This is a genomic window from Paenibacillus glufosinatiresistens (assembly GCF_031470375.1).
GTDB lineage: Bacteria > Bacillota > Bacilli > Paenibacillales > Paenibacillaceae > Paenibacillus_AQ > Paenibacillus_AQ glufosinatiresistens.
In genome coordinates this window covers 343,965-363,238 of record NZ_JAVFHT010000002.1, presented here as the reverse complement: position 1 = coordinate 363,238, position 19,274 = coordinate 343,965, and the positions used below count along the sequence as shown (strand labels likewise).

The window sequence follows — 19,274 nt, the reverse complement described above, 5'->3', positions numbered from 1 at the left end:
ACGGAGCCGGATGCGCTAATATAGATTCCATATGACGCGCGGTGAACGGGAAAGTAGCGGCCTTGAGTGTCCGGTAGACAGCGAGTCGGGGAGAGTGGGAGCCCGGCGGACGACAGGCAGGCGAAAGGGCGCCCGGGAGCGCGGTAGCATTAACGTGAAAGTGGATTTTGCGGCGGAAGATCCGGATGGTTCAGTCTTCTCTGTCGCTAAAATCAAGTAGGGTGGAACCGCGGGAGATTACAGCTCTCGTCCCTATGTCTGTCGATCAGGCATGGGGGCGGGAGCTTTTTTGGCGCCTCCATAAGTCTGAACCAAGATTTGAGCCGAAGGAGTGGTAAGCATGAACTTTCAGCAGATGATTTTGACGCTTCAGGAATTCTGGGGCGGACAGGGCTGCATCATCGTGCAGCCTTACGATACGGAGAAGGGTGCAGGAACGATGAACCCGATGACCTTCCTCCGCTCGCTCGGTCCGGAGCCGTGGAGAGTCGCCTATGTCGAGCCTTCCCGCCGTCCGTCCGACGGCCGCTACGGGGAAAACCCGAACCGGCTGTATCAGCATCACCAATTCCAGGTCATCATCAAGCCGTCCCCCGACAACATTCAGGAGCTGTATCTGGACAGTCTGAAGGCGCTCGGCGTCGATCCGCTGCTGCACGACATCCGGTTCGTCGAAGACAACTGGGAGAATCCGTCGCTCGGCTGTGCCGGACTCGGCTGGGAAGTATGGCTGGACGGCATGGAGATTACGCAGTTCACGTATTTCCAGCAGGTCGGCGGAATCGAGACCCATCCGGTGGCCGTGGAGATTACTTACGGTATGGAGCGGCTGGCTTCTTATATCCAGGAGAAGGAGAATGTGTTCGACTTGGAGTGGGTAGACGGTCTGACCTACGGAGATGTCTTCCATCAAGCCGAGGTCGAGCATTCGACGTATACGTTCCAGGTCTCGGATGTGCAGATGTTGTTCAATCTGTTCAATACGTATGAAGCGGAAGCCAAGCGGGCCATGGACCGCCATCTGGTCTTCCCGGCTTATGACTATGTGCTGAAATGCTCCCATACCTTCAACCTGCTGGACGCGCGCGGCGCGATTAGCGTAACCGAACGGACCGGCTTTATTACCCGCGTCCGCAACCTGGCCCGCCAGGTAGCCGCGACTTATGTAGAGGAACGCGAGAAGCTCGGCTTCCCGCTTCTGAAGAAAGAAGGTGCGTCCCATGCCTAAAGATCTGCTGTTTGAAATCGGGCTGGAAGAAGTGCCGGCCCGCTTCCTGCGCGCCGCCATGGATCAGCTCCAGGAGCGGACCGTCAAGTGGCTGGAGGCTTCCCGCATCGCCCACGGCGAGGTAACGGCCTACGCAACCCCGCGCCGTCTGGCCGTACGAGTCAAGGAAGTGGCCGACAAGCAGGATGATGTGAATGAAGAAGTCAAGGGACCTTCCCGCAAAATCGCGCTGGACGAAAGCGGCGGCTGGAGCAAAGCCGCTCTCGGCTTCGCCCGAAGCCAGGGCGTCTCGCCGGAACAGTTCACTTTCCGGGAATTGGCGGGCGTAGAGTACGTCTACGCCACCAAGAGCAGCCAGGGGGTAGAGACGGCTTCCCTGCTGGGCGAGGGCTTGAGCGGCATCGTCTCCGCCATGACCTTCCCGAAGAATATGCGCTGGGGAGCGCATGAGATCAAGTTCGTTCGTCCGATCCGCTGGATCGTGGCCCTCTTCGGCCAGGATGTGATCGATCTGTCGGTGGCAGGCGTCCGGGCAGACCGGGTCAGCCGGGGACACCGCTTCCTCGGACAAGAAGCCGTAATCGGATCGGCTGCGGAATATGTGGAGAGCCTGCGCGCCCAGCATGTCATCGCCGATGTAAAAGAACGGGAGCAGATGATTCTTAACCAGATTCATCAACTGGCCGATGATAAAGCATGGACGATTGCCATCCAGGAAGACCTGCTTGAAGAGGTGTTGTTCCTGGTCGAAACGCCGACCGTGCTCTTCGGCACGTTCGATCCGTCGTTCCTTGATATTCCGCAGGAAGTGCTGATCACTTCCATGCGCGAGCATCAGCGTTATTTCCCGGTTCTGGATGCTTCCGGCAAGCTGCTGCCCTTCTTCGTAACCGTCCGCAACGGCAATGCCGAGAGTCTGGACGTCATTGCAAAAGGGAATGAGAAGGTGCTGCGTGCCCGGCTGTCCGACGCGAAGTTCTTCTATGAAGAAGACCAGAAGCTGAAGATCGGGGATGCGCTGGCCAAGCTCGAAACGATTGTCTACCATGAAGAGCTCGGCAGCGTGGGCGACAAGGTCCGCCGGATTCGCGCCATCGCCGACAAGCTGGCAGCGAAGCTGCAGGTTACGGATGCGGCAGCGGCCGAAGTATCGCGGACTGCGGACATCGCCAAGTTCGATCTTGTCACACAAATGGTGTATGAGTTCCCTGAACTGCAGGGGACGATGGGCGAGGATTACGCCCGCAAGGCCGGAGAGCCGGAGACGATTGCCAAGGCCGTGTTCGAGCACTATCAGCCGCGCTTTGCCGGAGACGATGTGCCTTCCACGGAAGCGGGAGCTCTGGTCAGCATTGCGGACAAGATCGACACGATCGTCGGCTGCTTCTCGATCGGGATTATTCCGACCGGATCGCAGGACCCTTACGCGCTGCGCCGCCAGAGCGCAGGCATTGTGCAGATCGTTCTGGAGCGCGGTCTGGAAATCGAACTGGGCGACATTTTTGATATTGCCGTCGACGTGCATGAAAATGTCCGTAATTTGAAACTTTCTGCAAATGAACTGCGTATAAACTTATACGAGTTCTTCGGCCTTCGCGTGAAGCGCCTGTTGTCCGATCTGGGAATTCGCTATGATGTCGTGGATGCGGCCATGTCGGCCGGTTATGACGATATCGCGGCAGTGGTAGCCAGAAGCCGGGCGCTGGCGGAGACGATAGCCTCGCAGGTTGATTTCAAAGCTACTGTGGATTCCTTCACGCGCGTCAGCAATCTGGCCGCCAAGGCGGAGAGCGGCGATGCGGTGGATACCGGCGTCTTTGATGATCCGGCTGAACAAGCGCTCTATGAAGGATGGCAGTCCCTGCGCATTCCTTACGCCAAGGCGCTGGAAATTAAGGATGCCGCCGAAGCGCTCCGGCTTCTGTCCGGATTGAAGGAAGCGGTCACCTCATTCTTCGATTCCGTCATGGTTATGGCCGAGGACGATGCGGTTCGCCGCAACCGTCTGGCCCTACTGTCGGGCATCGACGCCGACCTGAAGCGCTTTGCCGATTTCGGCAAATTGGTCTGGTAATACCCGTCCATTAGCGGGAATTGGTAGCACGGAACACTTTGGGGTATAAATATACGGAACGGTGCCTGGCGCAAGCCGGAGGAGCCGTTCCGTATTTACGCTTTTCCCGGACCTTGTTGATCTTGAAGGATTTTGGGAAAGGCGGCGCGTATATATATTACACGGGAAACGGCGGTGGCTGAGAAGATGGCCCATTCCAGATCCTCGAACCAGATGGTGCTGGTAGACGGAGATGCCTGTCCGGTCAAAAGCGAAATCGCCGAAGCGGCCCGCACGGCCGGGGTTCCGGTGATCATGGTCTCTTCCTACAACCACGAACTTCAGGGGGAAGAGGGAGTGGAGATTGTCCGCGTCGACAGCGGGGATCAGAGTGCCGATCTCTATATCGCCAACCGGATGAAGCCCGGCGATCTTGTGCTGACGAATGATTACGGCCTGGCGGCGCTGGCGCTCGGCAAGAAGTGCCTGTGTCTGTCGTTTCGCGGGATTGTCTACGGCGACGACAACATGGATATGATGCTGGAAGGCCGGCACGCCAGAGCCAAGGAACGCCGCAGCGGACGCTACGGCAAAGGCCCCAAGCCGCTTACGGCGGGGGAGAAACTATTTTTTCAACATAAACTGACAAATCTTTTATCCCGGTTGCAGGAAAATGTCCAGCCATAGCGAATACTATTTATTTGAGATGAAGGTGGTTTGTATTGGCAAGCGGACACGGGAGCATTCCCGAAGAGGTCATCGAGAGCGTACTGGCCAGACATGATATTGTCGAAACAGTAGGAAAGGTCGTTCACCTGACGAAGCGGGGCAAATATTTATGGGGATTGTGCCCTTTCCATTCGGAGAGCACCCCATCTTTTACTGTGACGCCCGACCGCGGAGTGTTCCACTGTTTCGGCTGCGGCATGGGAGGCAATGCCATCAAGTTCCGTATGGAGATTGAAGGCTTGTCCTTTCCCGAGGCCGTCCGGATTATGGCCGACGAGAGCGATATCGCTGTACCTGACGGCCCGTCCGGCGGACATGCCGCGCCCGATCCCGAGCGGGATCGGCTGCTTCAGGCTTATGACCTGTCGGCCAAGTTCTATCATTTTCTGCTGAAGAACACGGAATACGGCAAAGAAGCGATGGCTTACTTGCGGAGCCGCAACTTCAGCGACAAGATGATTGACCAGTTCCAGATCGGCTTTGCACCGGACCGCTGGGATACCCTTCAGCAGTTTCTGGAGAAGCGGAGCTTCGATCTGGCCGAAATGGAACGGGGCGGACTGCTGTCGGCAAGAAGCGAAGGCCGGGGCTATGTGGACCGATTCCGGGGCCGCATTATTTTTCCGATCGCCAACCGCACGGGCAAGACCGTGGCGTTCGCCGCCCGTATTCTGGGCGAAGGACAGCCCAAGTACCTGAACTCGCCGGAGAGCAGACTGTTCAACAAGAGCCGGCTGCTGTACAACCTGCATCAAGCCAGAGCCTCCATCCGCAAGACGCGGCAAATCGTTCTGTTCGAAGGATACGGGGATGTCATTTCGGCTTGGGAAGCGGGCGTGCACAACGGCGTGGCGACTATGGGCACATCTCTGACGGAAGGCCATGCGGCGCTGATGAAGACGCTGGCGGATGAAGTGGTGGTCGCTTACGACGGCGACAAAGCCGGACAGGCCGCTGCGATGAAGTCGATTCCGATGCTGGAGAATGTCGGTCTGCGGGTCAAGATCGCCGTACTGCCGAGCGGGCTGGACCCCGACGAATTTATTGGCCGCTACGGCGGGGAACGCTTCATGGATCAGGTCATTCATGCCGCTGTTTCCACGGTGAAATTTAAGCTTATATATCTGAAAAAAGGCCATATACTCCTAGAGGAAGACGGCAAGATTGCCTATGTTAAGGAGGCGCTGGAGATCATCGCCGCGCTGCCGTCGTCGACCGAACGGGAGGTCTATCTCAAGGAGATTGCAACCGAACTGAATCTAAGTTACGAGAGTCTGAAGCAGGACTGCAATCTGCTGCGGGCCTCTCTGCAAAAAAACATTCCCGAAGGGGATAATAACGACAAAAGGTGGAATAATGGTAGGCATAAAAAAGAGCAGGTGCAGAAGCGAGCCCTGCTGCCGGCCTATCATGCGGCGGAACGCAGTCTTCTGGCTGTCATGTTCCAGGACGCGGACGCCGCCGCTTATGTGAATGAACGCCTTGGCGATGCATTCAACATCGAGGATCATGCGGCTTTGGCCGCTTATCTATATGCTTATTATGCGCAAGGCAAGCAGCCGGATCTGAGCCGCTTTTTGTCCTCGCTTCAGGACGACAAGCTGGAGAAGACCGCTGCCTCCATAGCCATGATGGAATCGCCGCCGGCATGGAATCCCCAGGTTCTGGACGACTGCATCCGCGAAGTGCGGAAGTACCCGGTGCAGCGGCAGATGGAGCAGAAGCGGGAAGAGATGATCCGGGCGGAGCGAGCCGGCGATTTTTTGCGCGCGGCTCAAATTGCAAGTGAGATTATAGCCCTAGAGCGACAATAAACGTTCAGTCAGCAGGCAGCTAGGGAGGAGGGAGTCGTATAATGGCGAACGATCAGCATACGGAACTGGAGACGGAATTTACGCTCGACCAGGTTAAGGATCAGCTTATTGAGCAGGGCAAGAAACGGTCATCCTTGAACATCAAGGATATTATGGAGAAGTTATCGCCATTCGATCAGGACCCCGAACAGATGGATGAGTTCTATGAGCAGCTCAGCGATCTCGGCATCGAGGTGGTCAACGATAACGACGAAGAAGTGAATCTGCGTCCAAGCGAGGACAACGAGAACAACGACAGCGACGACTTCAGCTTTGACGACGATCTGTCGCTGCCGCCCGGCATCAAGATCAATGACCCGGTGCGCATGTATCTGAAGGAAATCGGCCGCGTTCCGCTGCTGTCCGCAGACGACGAGGTCGAACTGGCTATGCGGATCAAGAACGGGGACGAAGAAGCCAAGCGCCGGCTCGCCGAAGCGAACCTGCGTCTGGTTGTCAGCATCGCCAAGCGCTATGTCGGCCGCGGCATGCTGTTCCTTGATCTGATTCAGGAAGGCAATATGGGTCTGATCAAGGCGGTCGAGAAATTTGACCATAACAAAGGCTTCAAATTCAGTACGTATGCCACCTGGTGGATTCGTCAGGCCATTACCCGGGCGATTGCCGACCAGGCGCGTACGATCCGGATTCCGGTTCACATGGTGGAGACGATCAACAAGCTGATTCGGGTATCCCGGCAACTCTTGCAGGAACTCGGGCGCGAACCCACGCCGGAAGAAATTGCGGCGGAGATGGAGCTGAGCGTAGAGAAGGTGCGCGAAATCATGAAGATTGCGCAGGAGCCGGTATCGCTGGAGACCCCGATCGGGGAAGAGGACGATTCGCATCTGGGCGACTTCATTGAGGATCAGGAAGCATTGGCTCCGGCCGACGCGGCAGCCTATGAGCTGCTCAAGGAACAGCTGGAGGATGTGCTCGATACGCTGACCGAGCGCGAGGAGAATGTGCTTCGTCTCCGCTTCGGGCTGGACGACGGACGCACCCGGACGCTGGAAGAAGTGGGCAAGGTATTCGGCGTAACGCGCGAACGCATTCGTCAGATTGAAGCGAAGGCGCTTCGCAAGCTCCGTCATCCGAGCCGCAGCAAGCGGCTTAAGGATTTTCTCGAATAAAGGCGATTGTTCTGACCTTCTGCTGCATGCGGCAGGAGGTCTTGTCGTAACCGGAACTTTACCGGAACTTTAGTAGATGCGAAAGTTGGGGGACGTGCCCTTGAATACGGAGAAGCGGGAAACGATCTTGCGTGAAATTCAGTATTGGCGACGGAGCAAGCTGCTGCCGGAGCAATACTGCGACTTTCTAACTAATCTGTACGATGAGGAAGGCCGGGAGCGCGGCGGGAACCCCATTTCGCTGCGAAATCTGGAGCAGGGCAGCATCAAAGTCTGGCTGTTTGGTTTTGGCGTAATTTCCTTGATTTTGTTAATTGGCTTTTATTTTAGCGTTTTTCCCTGGGGTTTGCAAATCGCGACAGCGATATCGATTTTGGTGGTGTGCTACGGGTATGCCGGCGTTCTTCGGGTCCGTGAACCGAATCTCAGTCTGATTCTGGCGGGGATCGGAAGCCTGCTGACGCTCCTCTTCGGCATCTGGATGATCGGACTTCATGATCTCACCGCGCCTTACTGGAAGCCTTCGCTGCTGGCCCTGTGCGGACTCCTGTGGTGCATCCTCGGATTCGGCATGCGAATCGGGCTGTTGCAGTTCGCCGGCTACGGCGCTCTCTGCCTGCTCTATGCGGAATTCTTCGGGAGTGTGCGTCCGGATGCGGGAATTGCCGAGCTCCAGCTGCTCTGGCTTCCGCTCTGTGTGCTGATGATCTGGCTGAGCTGGCTTCTCCATCACCGGATCAGCGGAATCGCCGGCGTGTATTTTGCGGTAGGGGCGGCGCTGTGGCTGATGCCTGAGCTGGACAGCCTGGTGCTGCGCGGCACGGAACCGGACTGGCTGCCGACGCTGCTCATCGCCAAAATCGGGATCGGGCTGGCGCTGCTTTTTGGATTTCGGAAGAAATGGATGGTGTGGGTAACAACATGAGCATTGTCAAATTATCGCGGCGGCTGGCACAGCTGCTGGAGCAAATTCCGACGGGGAGTGTGCTGGCCGATATCGGATCGGACCATGCGCTTCTTCCGGCGGCTGCGGTACAGGAAGGCCGGGCGGTCCGGGCCATCGCCGGAGAGGTGAATCCGGGGCCCTATGAGGCCGCGCGGCGGACTGTGGCGGAGACAGGCCTTGGCGCAGCCGTGGAGGTGCGCCGCGGAGACGGGCTGGACGTGGTGGAGGCCGGCGAGGCCGACTGCATTACGATTGCCGGCATGGGCGGTGGGCTGATCGCATCCATTCTGGAGCGGGGCGCTGCCGCCGGCAAGCTGAACGGGGTGAAGCAGCTGCTGCTTCAGCCGAATGTCGGCGAGGATATCGTCCGCAGGTGGCTGGACCGAAACGGCTGGCTGCTGACGGACGAGCGGATTCTGGAGGAAGACGGCAAGATCTATGAGGTGCTGGCTGCGATTCCGTCCGCAGCGGTAGCTGCTCCGTACGGCGCCGGGCTGTACGCAGACAGCACCTTGGCGGACGGAAACGGTCCGATTATTGACCGGGAAATAAAGTATTTGATGGGGCCCTGGCTGCTGCGCAGCGGCGGGGAGATTTTTGAAGCCAAATGGCGAAGCGAAATCGACAAAATGAAGAAAATCCGGGAATCGCTCTCCCGTTCGGAGCAGGGAGCTGCCGAGGAGAAATCCGCTGAACTGGAAGCGCGCATCCGGAAGATTGCGGAGGTGCTGGAATGCTTGCCAAAGGACAGACTGTAATTCAGTACATGGAACAGCTGGCTCCGAAGCATGTGGCCGAGGAAGGCGACAAGATCGGTCTGCAGCTCGGAAGTCTTCAGAAAGAAATTACCGGGGTTCTGGTTGCGCTGGATGTGACGGATGAGGTCGTAGAAGAGGCGATTGCCCACGGCTGCAACCTGATTATCGCCCATCATGCCATCATCTTCCGGCCGATTCAGCAGCTTCAGACGGATACGCCGATGGGCCGGATCTATGAGAAGCTGATCAAGCACGACATCGCCGTCTATATCAGTCATACGAACCTCGATGTAACCGAAGGCGGGATGAACGACTGGATGGCGGAGGTGCTCGGCATTACGGAGGGTGTAGCTCCGCTGAAGGATATTCATACGGAACGCCTGTCCAAGCTGGTCGTGTTCGTTCCGAAATCCCATCATCAGCAGGTGCTGGACGCCGTGCTGAATGCAGGCGCGGGATGGATCGGCAACTACAGCCATTGCAGCTTCAATATCGAAGGGTACGGGACGTTCGTTCCGCGCGAGGGCACGGACCCGTTCATCGGGGAGCAGGGCAAGATGGAACGGGCCGAGGAGATCCGGATCGAGACCATTGTGCCGCTGGGCGTCCGCGCCAAAGTGATTCAGGCCATGCTGAAAGCCCACCCCTATGAGGAAGTGGCTTATGACTTGTATTCAATGGATCTGAAAGGGCGCAGCTTCGGTCTGGGCCGGGTCGGCCGGTTGAAGCAGCCGGTGTCGCTGGCCGAATTCATCGAGACGGTGAAGAAAGGCTTGCAGGTCGACCGGGTGCGCGTGGTCGGCGACCTGAACCGGACGGTCTCGAAGGCCGCCGTGCTCGGCGGCTCGGGCGGCAAATTCCTGCAGAGCGCCATCTTCCGGGGAGCCGATGTGCTGGTGACCGGGGACATCGACTACCATACGGCGCAGGATGCCCTGATGGCCGGGGTGGCGCTGATCGACCCCGGACACAATGCCGAGAAGATCATGAAGCTGAAGGTGGCGGAATGGATCAGCTGCAAGCTGGGCGAGCACAAGTATGCCACGCCGGTCTTCGCTTCGGCGGTTAATACGGAGCCGTTCCGCTTTCTGTGAGGGCAGGCACGCACATGCGAGGAAGATGACCGGCGCGCCGGATTTATTGATCCGTATTGCTGCTGTTATCTGGTATCGGACTAGAGAGACCTTATGGGGCCCGGTAACCCGCGGATTTCCTTGCAAGCGGACCGAGGAGGCGCTATTTTGTGAGATCAGGTGATTATCAACGGTATCATGCAGGAATTAGGTCACTGAGGCCCGCTCTAACGAGAAAATAAGTGGAGAATACGGAATAAGGTCATTTGGGTCCGACCTGATGACGCTGCTGATAGCTGGGGCCATTTGCCTCTTGTCTAAGCAGAGCCGAGTCTGTATAATATACCGTGTTGTTTCGGAAAGTTTGACAGACAATCGCCGGCGGCCGAGAGGCCGCGGGAGGAAAGTCCGGGCTCCACAAGGCAGGGTGCTGGATAACGTCCAGTCGGCGCGAGCCGAAGGATAGTGCCACAGAAATGGACCGCCGATGGCCGCTTCGCTTCACAGCGCAGCGCGCACAGGCAAGGATGGAACCGAGGTGTAAGAGACCCCGAGGAACGCTGGTGACTTCGTTCCTGGTAAACCCCACCTGGAGCAAGACCTAATGGAACGCCGCCGATCCCGCAAGGGAGGAGGCAGCCCTCGCCTGGGGCGCGTTCGGGTTGGTCGCTGGAGCTGTGCAGCAATGTACGGCCTAGATAGATGATTGTCGCTTGACGTGGGAGGGTAGTTCCCGTTATAACCACCAGAAGCACAGAACCCGGCTTACGGCAGACTTTCCTAACTGGCAACAGCTTATTGTGAATAGAACGGAATTCGTCGTGAACAGACGGCGGCGCGCTGCAGATGCAGGCGCCGCCGTTTTTTTTATATATAGGATGAACGTGATGAATTCTGCCGGAGTAATCGCTTGGGAGAGGTGAATGGGCCATAATAGCTGCGGTGCAGGAAAAAGCGGCGCTCTGCGGATTGCGTAGGCGCCGTTTGTGTCTTCAGCTCTGTACGCTTGCCGCAGCCCTGTAGCCGGCAAGCGCCCGTTCCAGCCGGTCCACGGCGGCCGGAACCCGCTCCGGCGGCGTGTGGGTGAAGTTCAGACGCATCGTATTCCGCCGGGGCTCGCCGGCGAAGAAGACTTCGCCCGGCACGAAGGCGACGCCCTGCTCCAGAGCGAGCGGCAGCAGCCGCGCCGTCTCGATGCCGGGAGCGAGTTCCAGCCACAGGAACATGCCGCCTTCGGGCTCGCGCCAGACGGCGCCTTCCTAGGCGCGGGCGGCCAGCACGGCGGAGAGCCGCTTCATGCGGACGCCGTATTCCAGAGAGACGGCGGCAATATGGCCCGCCAGATCGAAGTTCCGCAGGAGCGCCTCCAGCGCCCGCTGGTCTACCGTGCCGGAGTGCAGATCGGCAGCCTGCTTCGCCCGGGCCAGCACGGCAATCAGCGAGCGGTCGGCAGCGATCCAGCCGGTGCGGAGGGCGGGGGCTACGATTTTGGAGAAGGTGCCGGTATAGAGGACGAGATCCCCGCAGCCGAGGGAGTGGGCGACGGCGGAGAGAGACGGAGGCGGGAGCTGGCCGGAGGGAGCGAAGGATAATTCGCCGTACGGGTTATCTTCCAGAATCGGCGTGCCGTGCCGCCGGCAGGCCTCAACGACCGCGAGCCGGCGCGCAGAGCTCCACGTATGCCCGGTCGGATTGCCGAAGGTTGGAACGGCATAGAGCAGCTTCGGGCGGTGGAGCGCCAGCTTGCGCTCCAGATCGTCCGGGTCCATGCCGTGCTCATCCCCGTCGACGGGAATGATCTTCGCCCGGTACGAGCCCAGAACCTGGAGAGCGGCCAAGTATGTAGGCGACTCCACCAGCACGGCATCGCCGGGGTCGATCAGCGTTCGGCAGATCAGGTCAATCGCCTGCTGGGAACCGGTCGTAAGCAGGAGCTCGTCCGCCGAGACGGGCATGCCCTGGAGCCGAAGACGGTCGGCGATCGCTCCGCGCAGCGGGGCGTAGCCCTCGGTCAAGCCGTACTGAAGCACCCCGCGGTCCTCCCGGAAGACGCTCTCATAGGCGGAGCGGACCGCTTCTAGCGGGAACAGATCTTCGGCGGGAAGGCCTCCCGCCAGGGAGATCATGTCGCCGCCTTGGGTAAGCTTGAGAATCTCGCGGACGGCTGAGCTGCCCAGGTTCCGGGCTGCGGCGGAATATCGGTAGTTCATGAGAAACGCTCCCTTGCCGTTGATTTTGATGGTATCATAGCGGCAGGAAGCTATAACAGTAAAGGGCTCGGTATAACAGTGGGAGGCGGAGAGGATGCAGATTGGACTGGACCGGTCGGGAGGGGCCCCACCGCTTCCGTTGCAGATTGCGGAGGCGCTGGGACACCGCATTGCTTCCGGGCTGCTGGCGCCGGGAGCGCTGCTGCCGTCGATCCGGAATCTGGCCCGCGAGCTGGGTGTCAGTCAGGTGACGGCGGGCAAGGCGTACGCCGAGCTGGAGCGGGAGGGCTGGATTGAACGCCGGCACGGAATCGGATGCTATGTGAAGCAGGCGGCCCCGGGGAAGGAGCGTTCGGGCTATGCCTGGCAGGAGAGGCTGAACGATTACCTGCCCCGGGCGCAGCTGTGGCGGAATTTCGATGACCGGGAAATGCGCTATCCGCTTCACCTGGCGGCCATTCATGAGAGTCTTCTTCCGCTTCGGGAGCTTGGAGGGAGCGTGGCGAAGCTGGTGACCGGGCAGCCGGAACTGATGTCGGCGTACGGGAATTTCCAAGGGGATTATGAGCTGAGGGCGACGATGGCCCGGCATCTTCGTCAAAGGGGGATTGCCGCGGAGCCGGAGCGGGTGCTGGTGACCAGCGGAGCCCAGCAGGGCATTGATCTTGTGGCCCGGACTTTTGTCGGGCCGGGCGATGTTGTCTATCTGGAGGATCCGAGCTATACGGGGGCCATTGATCTGTGGGCCGGCCGGGGCGCGCGCATGGCGTTCGTTCCCACCGACCGGGACGGCATGCGGGTGGATATGCTTCTAAGGATGTGCGATGAACGGCCGCCCAAGCTGATTTATACCGTTCCGACGTACCAGAACCCGAGCGGCGTGACGCTCGGCGAGCGAAGAAGGCGGGCGCTGCTGGAGGTGGCCCAGGCGTACGGCGCCCTGATCCTGGAGGACGATCCGTTCAGCGACCTCTACTTCGGCAGCCCGCCGCCGCCCCCGATCAAATCGCTGGATACCGACGGGCATGTGCTCTATCTCAAAAGCTTCAGCAAAATGCTGGCGCCCGGCTTCCGGCTCGCCGCTCTGGCCGCCGACGGCGATGTGCTGACCCGGCTGATCGCGGCCAAGTCCGCCAGCGATCTCGGCAGCCCGCTCCTGACGCAGCGGGCGCTGCTGCCCTTCATCGCCGGGCGCTATGACGCCTATGCGGCGGGGCTCCGCGCCGCGCTGCGCCGGCGCATGGAGAAGGCGGCGCGGATCCTCTCGGAAATCGCGCCGCCCGGTGTGGGCTGGACCGCCCCGGAGGGCGGACTCTGCCTGTGGCTGTCCCTGCCGCGGCCGCTGGACACGGCCGCGCTGGCCGCCGACGCCGCAGCGGCCGGCGTATCCTTTCTGCCGGGCAGCGTATGCCGCACCGGCGAAGCCCGCTCCCGCCACATCCGAATCTGCTACTCGATTCTGAGCGAGGCGGATACGGAGCGGGCCCTGCGGCTGCTGCTTCCGCTGCTGGCCCGGCATCTGGCGCGGGCGTAAGCGCAAGCCCGGCCGCTAAGCCGCCGCCTCCTCCCGGACGCAGCGCCTTGCATGCTGTGGCGCTTCGGACCGGCCCATAAGCCGCGCGCGACCAGCGAAGCTGCGGGTCCCCCGGTCTACTCCCGGCTCTCAAGCCGCCGGATCTTCTCCCGCACCCGCTGCGGCCAGAGCTGAAGGGGCGTATCTTCCCCGGCTGCGGCGGCCAGGGTGCGGTAGATATCGACCTGTCCCCAGCCGAAGTATTTATCGTGGCCCGGCGAGCCGAGATCGGTGGCGTTCTTCTTCATCAGCTCGACGACCTCCTTGTTCGTCAGGTCGGGGTTCAGCGAGCGGACCAGGCCTGCGAGCGCAGCGACATGCGGGCTGGCCATCGACGTGCCGGACAGGGCGGCATACTGGCTGCCGATGTAAGTGCTGGCGATGGATTCGCCGGGGGCGCAGACATCGACGTAATCGCCGTAGTTGGAGAAGGAGGCGCGCTCCGCCCCCGCATTGGTAGCGCCGACGGCGAGCACCTCGGGATAGGCGGCCGGGTAGCCGGGCCGTTCCGTATTGTCGTTGCCGGTAGCGGAGACGAGCACAATATCCCGGTCGTAGGCATACTTGACGGCATCGTGCAGGAACTGCGAATCGGCGTAATTGCCGAGGCTGAGGTTGATGACCCGGGCGCCGTGATCGGCGGCCCAGATGATGCCTTCGGCGACGGAATAGGTCGTGCCCGCGCCGCTCGCGTCGAGCGCTTTTACCGGCAAAATCTTGTTGTACCAGCTAATCCCCGCCACGCCCTCGCCGTTGTTCACCAGAGCTCCGATGATGCCCGAGACATGGGTGCCGTGCCCGACATCGTCATCGGGAACCGAACCGCCGCCCGTCACCGCATTGTAACCGTTCAGCAGCTGTCCCTGAAGATCGGGATGGTCCTTCTGCACCCCGGTATCCACCACCGCTACGATGCAGTCCCCGCTTCCGCGCGTAAGTGCCCAGCCTTTCCCGGTTTCGATCGCCGGCAGGTTCCACTGATAAGCCGAGAAGAGCAGGTCGTTCGGCATGATTTCATCCGAAGTTTGGGCAACGACGCGGTCATTGGTTAAATACAGATAGTGAGGCTCCGTATACTGCGGATGCCATTTGTAGGCGAAGTAGGTCCGGAGCTGCGAGAAATTCATGTCGGCGGATTTAAAAATGTAGGCGTACCCGATCTTTCTCGGGCTACCCCCGTGAATGTCCCGGGCGATCGTCCGGAGCTGCCGGCCGGTCGGATGGCCGTTCCGGAAGCGGACGACAATCTCGTTCTCGTAATAGTGGCTGGCGTTCTCGTTGTCGTGCCCGGTCTTGACCGTCATGTCCCGCAGCGTATCGGTGTGGACCGATTCCACGCGGTAGCGGCCCTCCCGGGGATAGGGAATCAGCCGGAGGTTCTTGCGCTGATGTTCCTCGACCTTGCTCAGCAGGTCCTGGTCAAGCAGGGCGATTACGCCGGTGCGGCCGTCTTCGCTGCGCTGTCCGAGCAGCCGGTAGGACCGGTCCTCGACGCGGAAAGAAGGGGATTCGTACGTCCGGTGCGCTTTGAGCGCCTTCTTGGCGGCGGCAAGGTAGCGGCGCATCTGCTTCATCTCGGCCTCGCTGCCCTTCGGAGAATGGGAGGTGAAGGTTCGGACCTGGTTCTGGTCAAAATCAATCCACATCAGCATCGCGATGTGCTTGTGGGTGCGCTGCAGCGCGGCGGCCCGGTCCGGAAGGGCCTTGCCTTTGCCGCTCCCGGGGGAAACGGCCAGCAGGCGCTCCAGATCATGGCCGAGGTCGGCCGAGGCGATGGCCCGGGTAGCCATGACATCCCGGTCCATCTGCGAGCTTTTGAGCTGCTGCTCGGCGGCGGGTGCAGGCGGAGCGGGCTCCGGGGCGGCAGTGTTGCCTTTCCGGTCTGGACGGGCAGCGAGCACGGAGACGGCCAGAACCGCCGTCAGGGAGAGAGCGATGGCCGCATTTTTTCGGGACACGGATCAATCAGGCTCCTTTCATTCATGCGTAGACATCTTTCCGTTAGGTTGCGGGAAGCCGCGCAGAATTATGCATACCGAAAAGCCTGACGGGCGGGACGCAAAAAGGATACCGCCGGTCCCGTTTTTATGGTAGGATATAAGCAGGAAAGCGTAATTATTGCAAGGAAGTATGTTACTTCACCATCCAATACTAGCTGGAACTTTAAGGGGGAGCACCGCCATGTCAGCCAATGTCCAGAAGCTGTGCGAAACGACGAGAGAAAAACTTAAATCAGCCATCGACAAAATGGAGTTTTTTCTGAACCACTACGCCCTGCCTCAACTGGATCCGGGTGACGATGAAGATGCAACCCGTTTCTATGAAGGATTTCTGTCGGACCTTCGGCATCTGCTGGTCTTCTCGGAGATGTCTTACGAGAAGCTGGGCGTCGCCCTTCGCAGAGCCCAATTCGACGTCGATTTTGCGCAGAAGGCGCTGTACAATACGTATCATTACGGAGTGAACAACTTCTTCTATCCGAAGAGCGAGAGCTACTCCGAGGACGGACGCTATGCGTATACCGGGCAGGATGCCATCCGTTTCCGCAAGAAGCCGGTTCGCCCGGCGCGGGATATCATCCTGGAGATCACGAAGGTGTATGAAGAGCTTCGGGACGATCTCACCTATTATGAGAATGATTACTTGACTGAACGGCGCATGCAGAATCAGGTATAGCGCTTGATTCATGACCTCCCCGGCTTCCGGCCGGGGAGGTTTTTTGCTGTTCCGCCCGAGAGGCTCCGGGTTCAGCCGGGCCGCAGCCGTGACCGGAACAACTTGCTGCGCATAAGGAGCCGAGCCTGCGGTTACATTAACCGGCGAGGTGATCCTAATGAATGATACCGCCAAAACGGTGGTCAATTGCAGCGTAAGCAACTGCGGCTATTGGGGGGAACGCAACATCTGCCGGGCCGAGGAGATCATCATCGAGATCGACAAGCATACGGGCAGCCGCTTCAAGGAAGAATTTGCCGAGGAAATGACGCTGGATAAGAATCATCGCGACGTCGCGCCGAACTCCTCCGCGACCTGCTGTCTGACGTTCAAGCCGAAATCCTAGGAGGGCGCCATGGACCGCGATAACCCGAGACGCAAGACGATTATACTGCGGCCGCGTCGGGTAGATTATCCGCGCAAGTCGCCGGAGCACCGCGAGGAATACGCGGCGGAAGTAGGGGCACTGTCTTCGCCGGAGCAGGGCGTAACGGCAGACGGGCGGGAAGAAGGGAAGGCCCGGGAGCAGGAAGCGAACCGGACGACCGGTTACGTGGGCCTCGCACTGGGCATCGCTTCCCTCTTCATCTGGTCCATTCTTCTTGGCCCGGCCGCCATCGTGCTGGGGGGCTACGCCTATGCCCGCAAGCAGAAGACGGTCGGGGCCTGGGCGATCGGCCTGGGCATCCTGTCGAGTCTGAGTTATCTGGTACTGGTTCCTCTGACGCGCTGAGCCCCTTCTCTTCCGGGAAGAGGGACATCGGCAAAGCCGCGGGAAGCCGCCCTATCAAGCGTCCTGTTCCGATCAGGGCGCTTATAGGCGGCTTCCTGTCGGTGCTTCGGTCTTCTTGCCGTCCGGGGCTTCATTCCCGTCCCGTCCCGTCCGATAAAAGGAGTAGAATGAGGCGGGGAGGAAATATCCAGATGAATGCAAGCTCTGCAGTGCCCGCAGTATCGGGACAACTAAGATGGGTCAGTCTGAGAAGCTCGGTCGGCGCGGCGGCGTCCGCATCCGCATCCGAAGCGGGCGGCGAAGTGAAGTTCGCGAAGCTGCTGGAGGGCAGACAGAAGGAAGGAACATCGGACACGGCGGCGGCTCTGGCCAAGGGAACGCTGGATACCGATGCGCTTTTGTGGCAGCGGCTGGATTCCGGCGGATCGGTCAGCGGAGCCATTTCCGGCGTCTCTCTCGGAGGTGGGGCAGGGCGTCCCACGGATTATGAGGATTTGATTCAGGCAGCCAGTGCCAAATACGGCGTTCCCGGCGACCTTATCAAAGCGGTCATCGATGCCGAATCCTCCTTCAATCCCAATGTGGAATCTTCCGCGGGCGCGAAGGGGCTGATGCAGCTTATGGACGGCACGGCCGCAGGGCTGGGCGTCTCCGATCCTTTCGACCCGGCGCAGAACATCGACGGCGGAGTCAAATATTTATCCTATCAGCTCAAGCGGTTCGGAGGCCAGGTGAACATGGCGCTGGCCGCCTACAATGCCGGACCGGGCCGGGTGCTCAAGCTTGGGGTCAGCACGGATCAGGAACTGCTGGACCAGATGGACCGGCTGCCGAAGGAGACGCAGGATTATATCGCCAAGATTGAGCGGAACCGGCAGAAATACGCAGATCAATAGAAATCATCCATTTGGATCTTATACGCGGTATAATAGAAAGGATCAAGCGAAGGACAGCTTGGTCCTTTCGCTGTGTACAGAAGGAGTATGGAGGGAGCTTAGAAGGAGTTCCGAATAAGCTGTGAGGAGGAGAGAACTGATGATCTACTGGGATTATGCCGCTGCTGCGCCTCCTTATGAAGAGGTGGTCCGGACGATGGGGCAGCTGATGCCCCTCTTCTATGCCAATCCGGCTTCTCTGCACGGAGAGGGCAGACGGGCGGCGGAGCTGCTGGAACGGGCCCGGAGCACCTGCGCCGCGGCGCTGCGCGCGCAGCCGGAAGAAATTCTGTTCACCTCGGGTGCGACCGAGAGCAATAATCTGGCGGTCAAAGGAGCCGCCCGGCATCCGGACCGGCGCGGCCGACATCTGGTCACCAGCCGGATCGAGCATCCTTCCGTCTACGAGAGCTTCGTGCAGCTTGCGAACGAAGGCTGGGAAGTGACGGTGGTCGATCCGCAGACGGACGGATCGGTTACCCCCGAAGCGGTGGCCGCTGCCGTCCGGCCGGATACGGCGCTGGTCAGCATCATGCAGGTGAACAACGAGACCGGCGCGGTCCAGCCTTCAGCCGGGATCGGGCGCGCCATCCGGGCCGTGAATCCGCGGACGCTGTACCATGTGGACGGCGTCCAGGGCTTCGGCCGCGTGCCGGGCGTGCCGGCGGACTGGGACGCGGACCTGTACAGCCTGTCCGCCCACAAGCTGCGCGGCCCGCGCGGGGCCGGGCTGCTGTATGTCCGCCGGGGCGTGCGGCTGGCTCCGCTCCTTGCCGGCGGCGGACAGGAGGGCGGCCTGCGGGCCGGCACCGAGAATGTGCCGGCGCTGGTCGCGGCCTCCAAGGCGGTGCGGCTGGCCGCCGAGAACGGGCCCGCAGAGGCGGCCCGGCTCCGGCCGCTGCGGGACCGGCTGGCCCGCTTTGTGGCCGGTCTGCCGGAGCTGCGGCTTATCAGCCCGATGGACGGGGCGCCGCATATCGTTCATTTTGTCTTTCCCGGGATGAAGGGCGAGGTCATGGCCCGGCAGCTCGAAGCGCTGGGCATGATCGTCTCCACCCGGTCCGCCTGTTCCTCCAAGACGGCGGAACCGAGCCGGGTTCTGCTCGCGATGGGACTGGACCGGGAGACGGCGCAGAGCGGCGTGAGAATCAGTCTGGGCGCCGAACACACCGAAGCCGACGTCGCCGCGCTGGAGCAGGCGATCGCAAGAGCCGTGGCCGAGCTGAAGCCGGCGGCCAGATAGCTGAAGTTACGCGCTCCTTGCGGGCCGGGATTGCGCCCTGCGGCGGAGCCGTTCTATACTGTACGAATCGTTCTAACTGTAGGAACTGAAGG

15 protein-coding genes, 1 other RNA gene and 1 pseudogene are annotated in these 19,274 nt (G+C 60.3%); 15 read left to right on the top strand and 2 right to left on the bottom strand.

The window, feature by feature from the left end; genetic code table 11:
* Positions 1-340 precede the first annotated feature (340 nt).
* From glyQ to rnpB, 9 genes are all read left to right on the top strand, one after another.
* Positions 341-1,228, top strand: a complete 888-nt coding sequence (glyQ, locus tag RBI05_RS04760; protein ID WP_150456932.1) for a glycine--tRNA ligase subunit alpha — start codon at positions 341-343, stop codon at positions 1,226-1,228.
* Positions 1,221-3,302 (top strand): glycine--tRNA ligase subunit beta, encoded by a 2,082-nt coding sequence (gene glyS, locus RBI05_RS04755; RefSeq protein ID WP_310550274.1) that lies wholly within the window; start codon positions 1,221-1,223, stop codon positions 3,300-3,302. Before glyQ ends, glyS begins: the two co-directional genes overlap by 8 nt.
* Before the next feature lie 186 nt (positions 3,303-3,488).
* Positions 3,489-3,968 (top strand): YaiI/YqxD family protein, encoded by a 480-nt coding sequence (locus RBI05_RS04750; RefSeq protein ID WP_310550273.1) that lies wholly within the window; start codon positions 3,489-3,491, stop codon positions 3,966-3,968.
* 35 nt (positions 3,969-4,003) lie between these two features.
* On the top strand, positions 4,004-5,824 hold the full coding sequence (gene dnaG, locus RBI05_RS04745) for a DNA primase (RefSeq protein ID WP_150456929.1): 1,821 nt from the start codon (positions 4,004-4,006) through the stop codon (positions 5,822-5,824).
* A 41-nt stretch (positions 5,825-5,865) separates the two neighbouring features.
* The gene (gene rpoD / locus RBI05_RS04740; RefSeq protein ID WP_150456928.1) at positions 5,866-6,996 is read left to right on the top strand and encodes an RNA polymerase sigma factor RpoD; all 1,131 of its coding nucleotides are present in this window, start codon (positions 5,866-5,868) and stop codon (positions 6,994-6,996) included.
* Positions 6,997-7,096: 100 nt separating this feature from the next.
* Entirely contained in the window at positions 7,097-7,921 is an 825-nt protein-coding gene (locus RBI05_RS04735; RefSeq protein ID WP_310550272.1) for a hypothetical protein, read from the top strand.
* The gene (locus RBI05_RS04730; RefSeq protein ID WP_310550271.1) at positions 7,918-8,700 is read left to right on the top strand and encodes a tRNA (adenine(22)-N(1))-methyltransferase; all 783 of its coding nucleotides are present in this window, start codon (positions 7,918-7,920) and stop codon (positions 8,698-8,700) included. Before RBI05_RS04735 ends, RBI05_RS04730 begins: the two co-directional genes overlap by 4 nt.
* Positions 8,676-9,794, top strand: coding sequence for a Nif3-like dinuclear metal center hexameric protein (locus tag RBI05_RS04725; RefSeq protein ID WP_310550270.1), 1,119 nt, complete (start codon positions 8,676-8,678; stop codon positions 9,792-9,794). Before RBI05_RS04730 ends, RBI05_RS04725 begins: the two co-directional genes overlap by 25 nt.
* Positions 9,795-10,132: 338 nt before the next feature.
* Positions 10,133-10,556: RNase P RNA component class A (gene rnpB / locus RBI05_RS04720), an RNA gene on the top strand.
* A 209-nt stretch (positions 10,557-10,765) separates the two neighbouring features.
* Here rnpB and RBI05_RS04715 read toward each other — a convergent pair.
* A pseudogene (locus RBI05_RS04715) lies at positions 10,766-11,983 on the bottom strand (aminotransferase-like domain-containing protein).
* A 94-nt stretch (positions 11,984-12,077) separates the two neighbouring features.
* Here RBI05_RS04715 and pdxR point away from each other — a divergent pair.
* Positions 12,078-13,517: a MocR-like pyridoxine biosynthesis transcription factor PdxR gene (gene pdxR / locus RBI05_RS04710; RefSeq protein ID WP_310550269.1), complete on the top strand. Its 1,440-nt coding sequence runs from the start codon at positions 12,078-12,080 to the stop codon at positions 13,515-13,517.
* 116 nt (positions 13,518-13,633) lie between these two features.
* On the opposite strand, the gene RBI05_RS04705 is transcribed toward pdxR, so the two are convergent.
* Positions 13,634-15,514 (bottom strand): S8 family peptidase, encoded by a 1,881-nt coding sequence (locus tag RBI05_RS04705; protein WP_310550268.1) that lies wholly within the window; start codon positions 15,512-15,514, stop codon positions 13,634-13,636.
* Positions 15,515-15,737: 223 nt separating this feature from the next.
* Here RBI05_RS04705 and RBI05_RS04700 point away from each other — a divergent pair, with 223 nt between their 5' ends.
* From RBI05_RS04700 to RBI05_RS04680, 5 genes are all read left to right on the top strand, one after another.
* Positions 15,738-16,232 (top strand): YpuI family protein, encoded by a 495-nt coding sequence (locus RBI05_RS04700; RefSeq protein ID WP_150456922.1) that lies wholly within the window; start codon positions 15,738-15,740, stop codon positions 16,230-16,232.
* A 157-nt stretch (positions 16,233-16,389) separates the two neighbouring features.
* Positions 16,390-16,617 carry a DUF1540 domain-containing protein gene (locus tag RBI05_RS04695; RefSeq protein WP_310550267.1) on the top strand — a complete coding sequence of 76 codons (228 nt, stop codon included), beginning with the start codon at positions 16,390-16,392 and terminating at the stop codon, positions 16,615-16,617.
* A 9-nt stretch (positions 16,618-16,626) separates the two neighbouring features.
* A complete protein-coding gene (locus RBI05_RS04690; RefSeq protein ID WP_150456920.1) occupies positions 16,627-17,004 on the top strand; it encodes a hypothetical protein in 378 nt (125 codons plus the stop codon).
* Positions 17,005-17,195: 191 nt separating this feature from the next.
* Positions 17,196-17,900 (top strand): lytic transglycosylase domain-containing protein, encoded by a 705-nt coding sequence (locus RBI05_RS04685; RefSeq protein ID WP_310550266.1) that lies wholly within the window; start codon positions 17,196-17,198, stop codon positions 17,898-17,900.
* 139 nt (positions 17,901-18,039) lie between these two features.
* Positions 18,040-19,182, top strand: a complete 1,143-nt coding sequence (locus RBI05_RS04680; protein WP_310550265.1) for a cysteine desulfurase family protein — start codon at positions 18,040-18,042, stop codon at positions 19,180-19,182.
* The last annotated feature ends 92 nt before the right edge of the window (positions 19,183-19,274 follow it).

Bases quoted from the DNA above. Each gene is read 5' to 3' on its own strand.
- glyS (WP_310550274.1), top strand. From the start codon at position 1,221: ATGCCTAAAGATCTGCTGTTTGAAATCGGGCTGGAAGAAGTGCCGGCC.
- pdxR (WP_310550269.1), top strand. From the start codon at position 12,078: ATGCAGATTGGACTGGACCGGTCGGGAGGGGCCCCACCGCTTCCGTTG.
- RBI05_RS04685 (WP_310550266.1), top strand. From the start codon at position 17,196: ATGAATGCAAGCTCTGCAGTGCCCGCAGTATCGGGACAACTAAGATGG.
- RBI05_RS04695 (WP_310550267.1), top strand. From the start codon at position 16,390: ATGAATGATACCGCCAAAACGGTGGTCAATTGCAGCGTAAGCAACTGC.
- rpoD (WP_150456928.1), top strand. From the start codon at position 5,866: ATGGCGAACGATCAGCATACGGAACTGGAGACGGAATTTACGCTCGAC.
- RBI05_RS04750 (WP_310550273.1), top strand. From the start codon at position 3,489: ATGGCCCATTCCAGATCCTCGAACCAGATGGTGCTGGTAGACGGAGAT.
- RBI05_RS04725 (WP_310550270.1), top strand. From the start codon at position 8,676: ATGCTTGCCAAAGGACAGACTGTAATTCAGTACATGGAACAGCTGGCT.
- RBI05_RS04690 (WP_150456920.1), top strand. From the start codon at position 16,627: ATGGACCGCGATAACCCGAGACGCAAGACGATTATACTGCGGCCGCGT.
- RBI05_RS04700 (WP_150456922.1), top strand. From the start codon at position 15,738: ATGTCAGCCAATGTCCAGAAGCTGTGCGAAACGACGAGAGAAAAACTT.
- RBI05_RS04680 (WP_310550265.1), top strand. From the start codon at position 18,040: ATGATCTACTGGGATTATGCCGCTGCTGCGCCTCCTTATGAAGAGGTG.
- glyQ (WP_150456932.1), top strand. From the start codon at position 341: ATGAACTTTCAGCAGATGATTTTGACGCTTCAGGAATTCTGGGGCGGA.
- RBI05_RS04730 (WP_310550271.1), top strand. From the start codon at position 7,918: ATGAGCATTGTCAAATTATCGCGGCGGCTGGCACAGCTGCTGGAGCAA.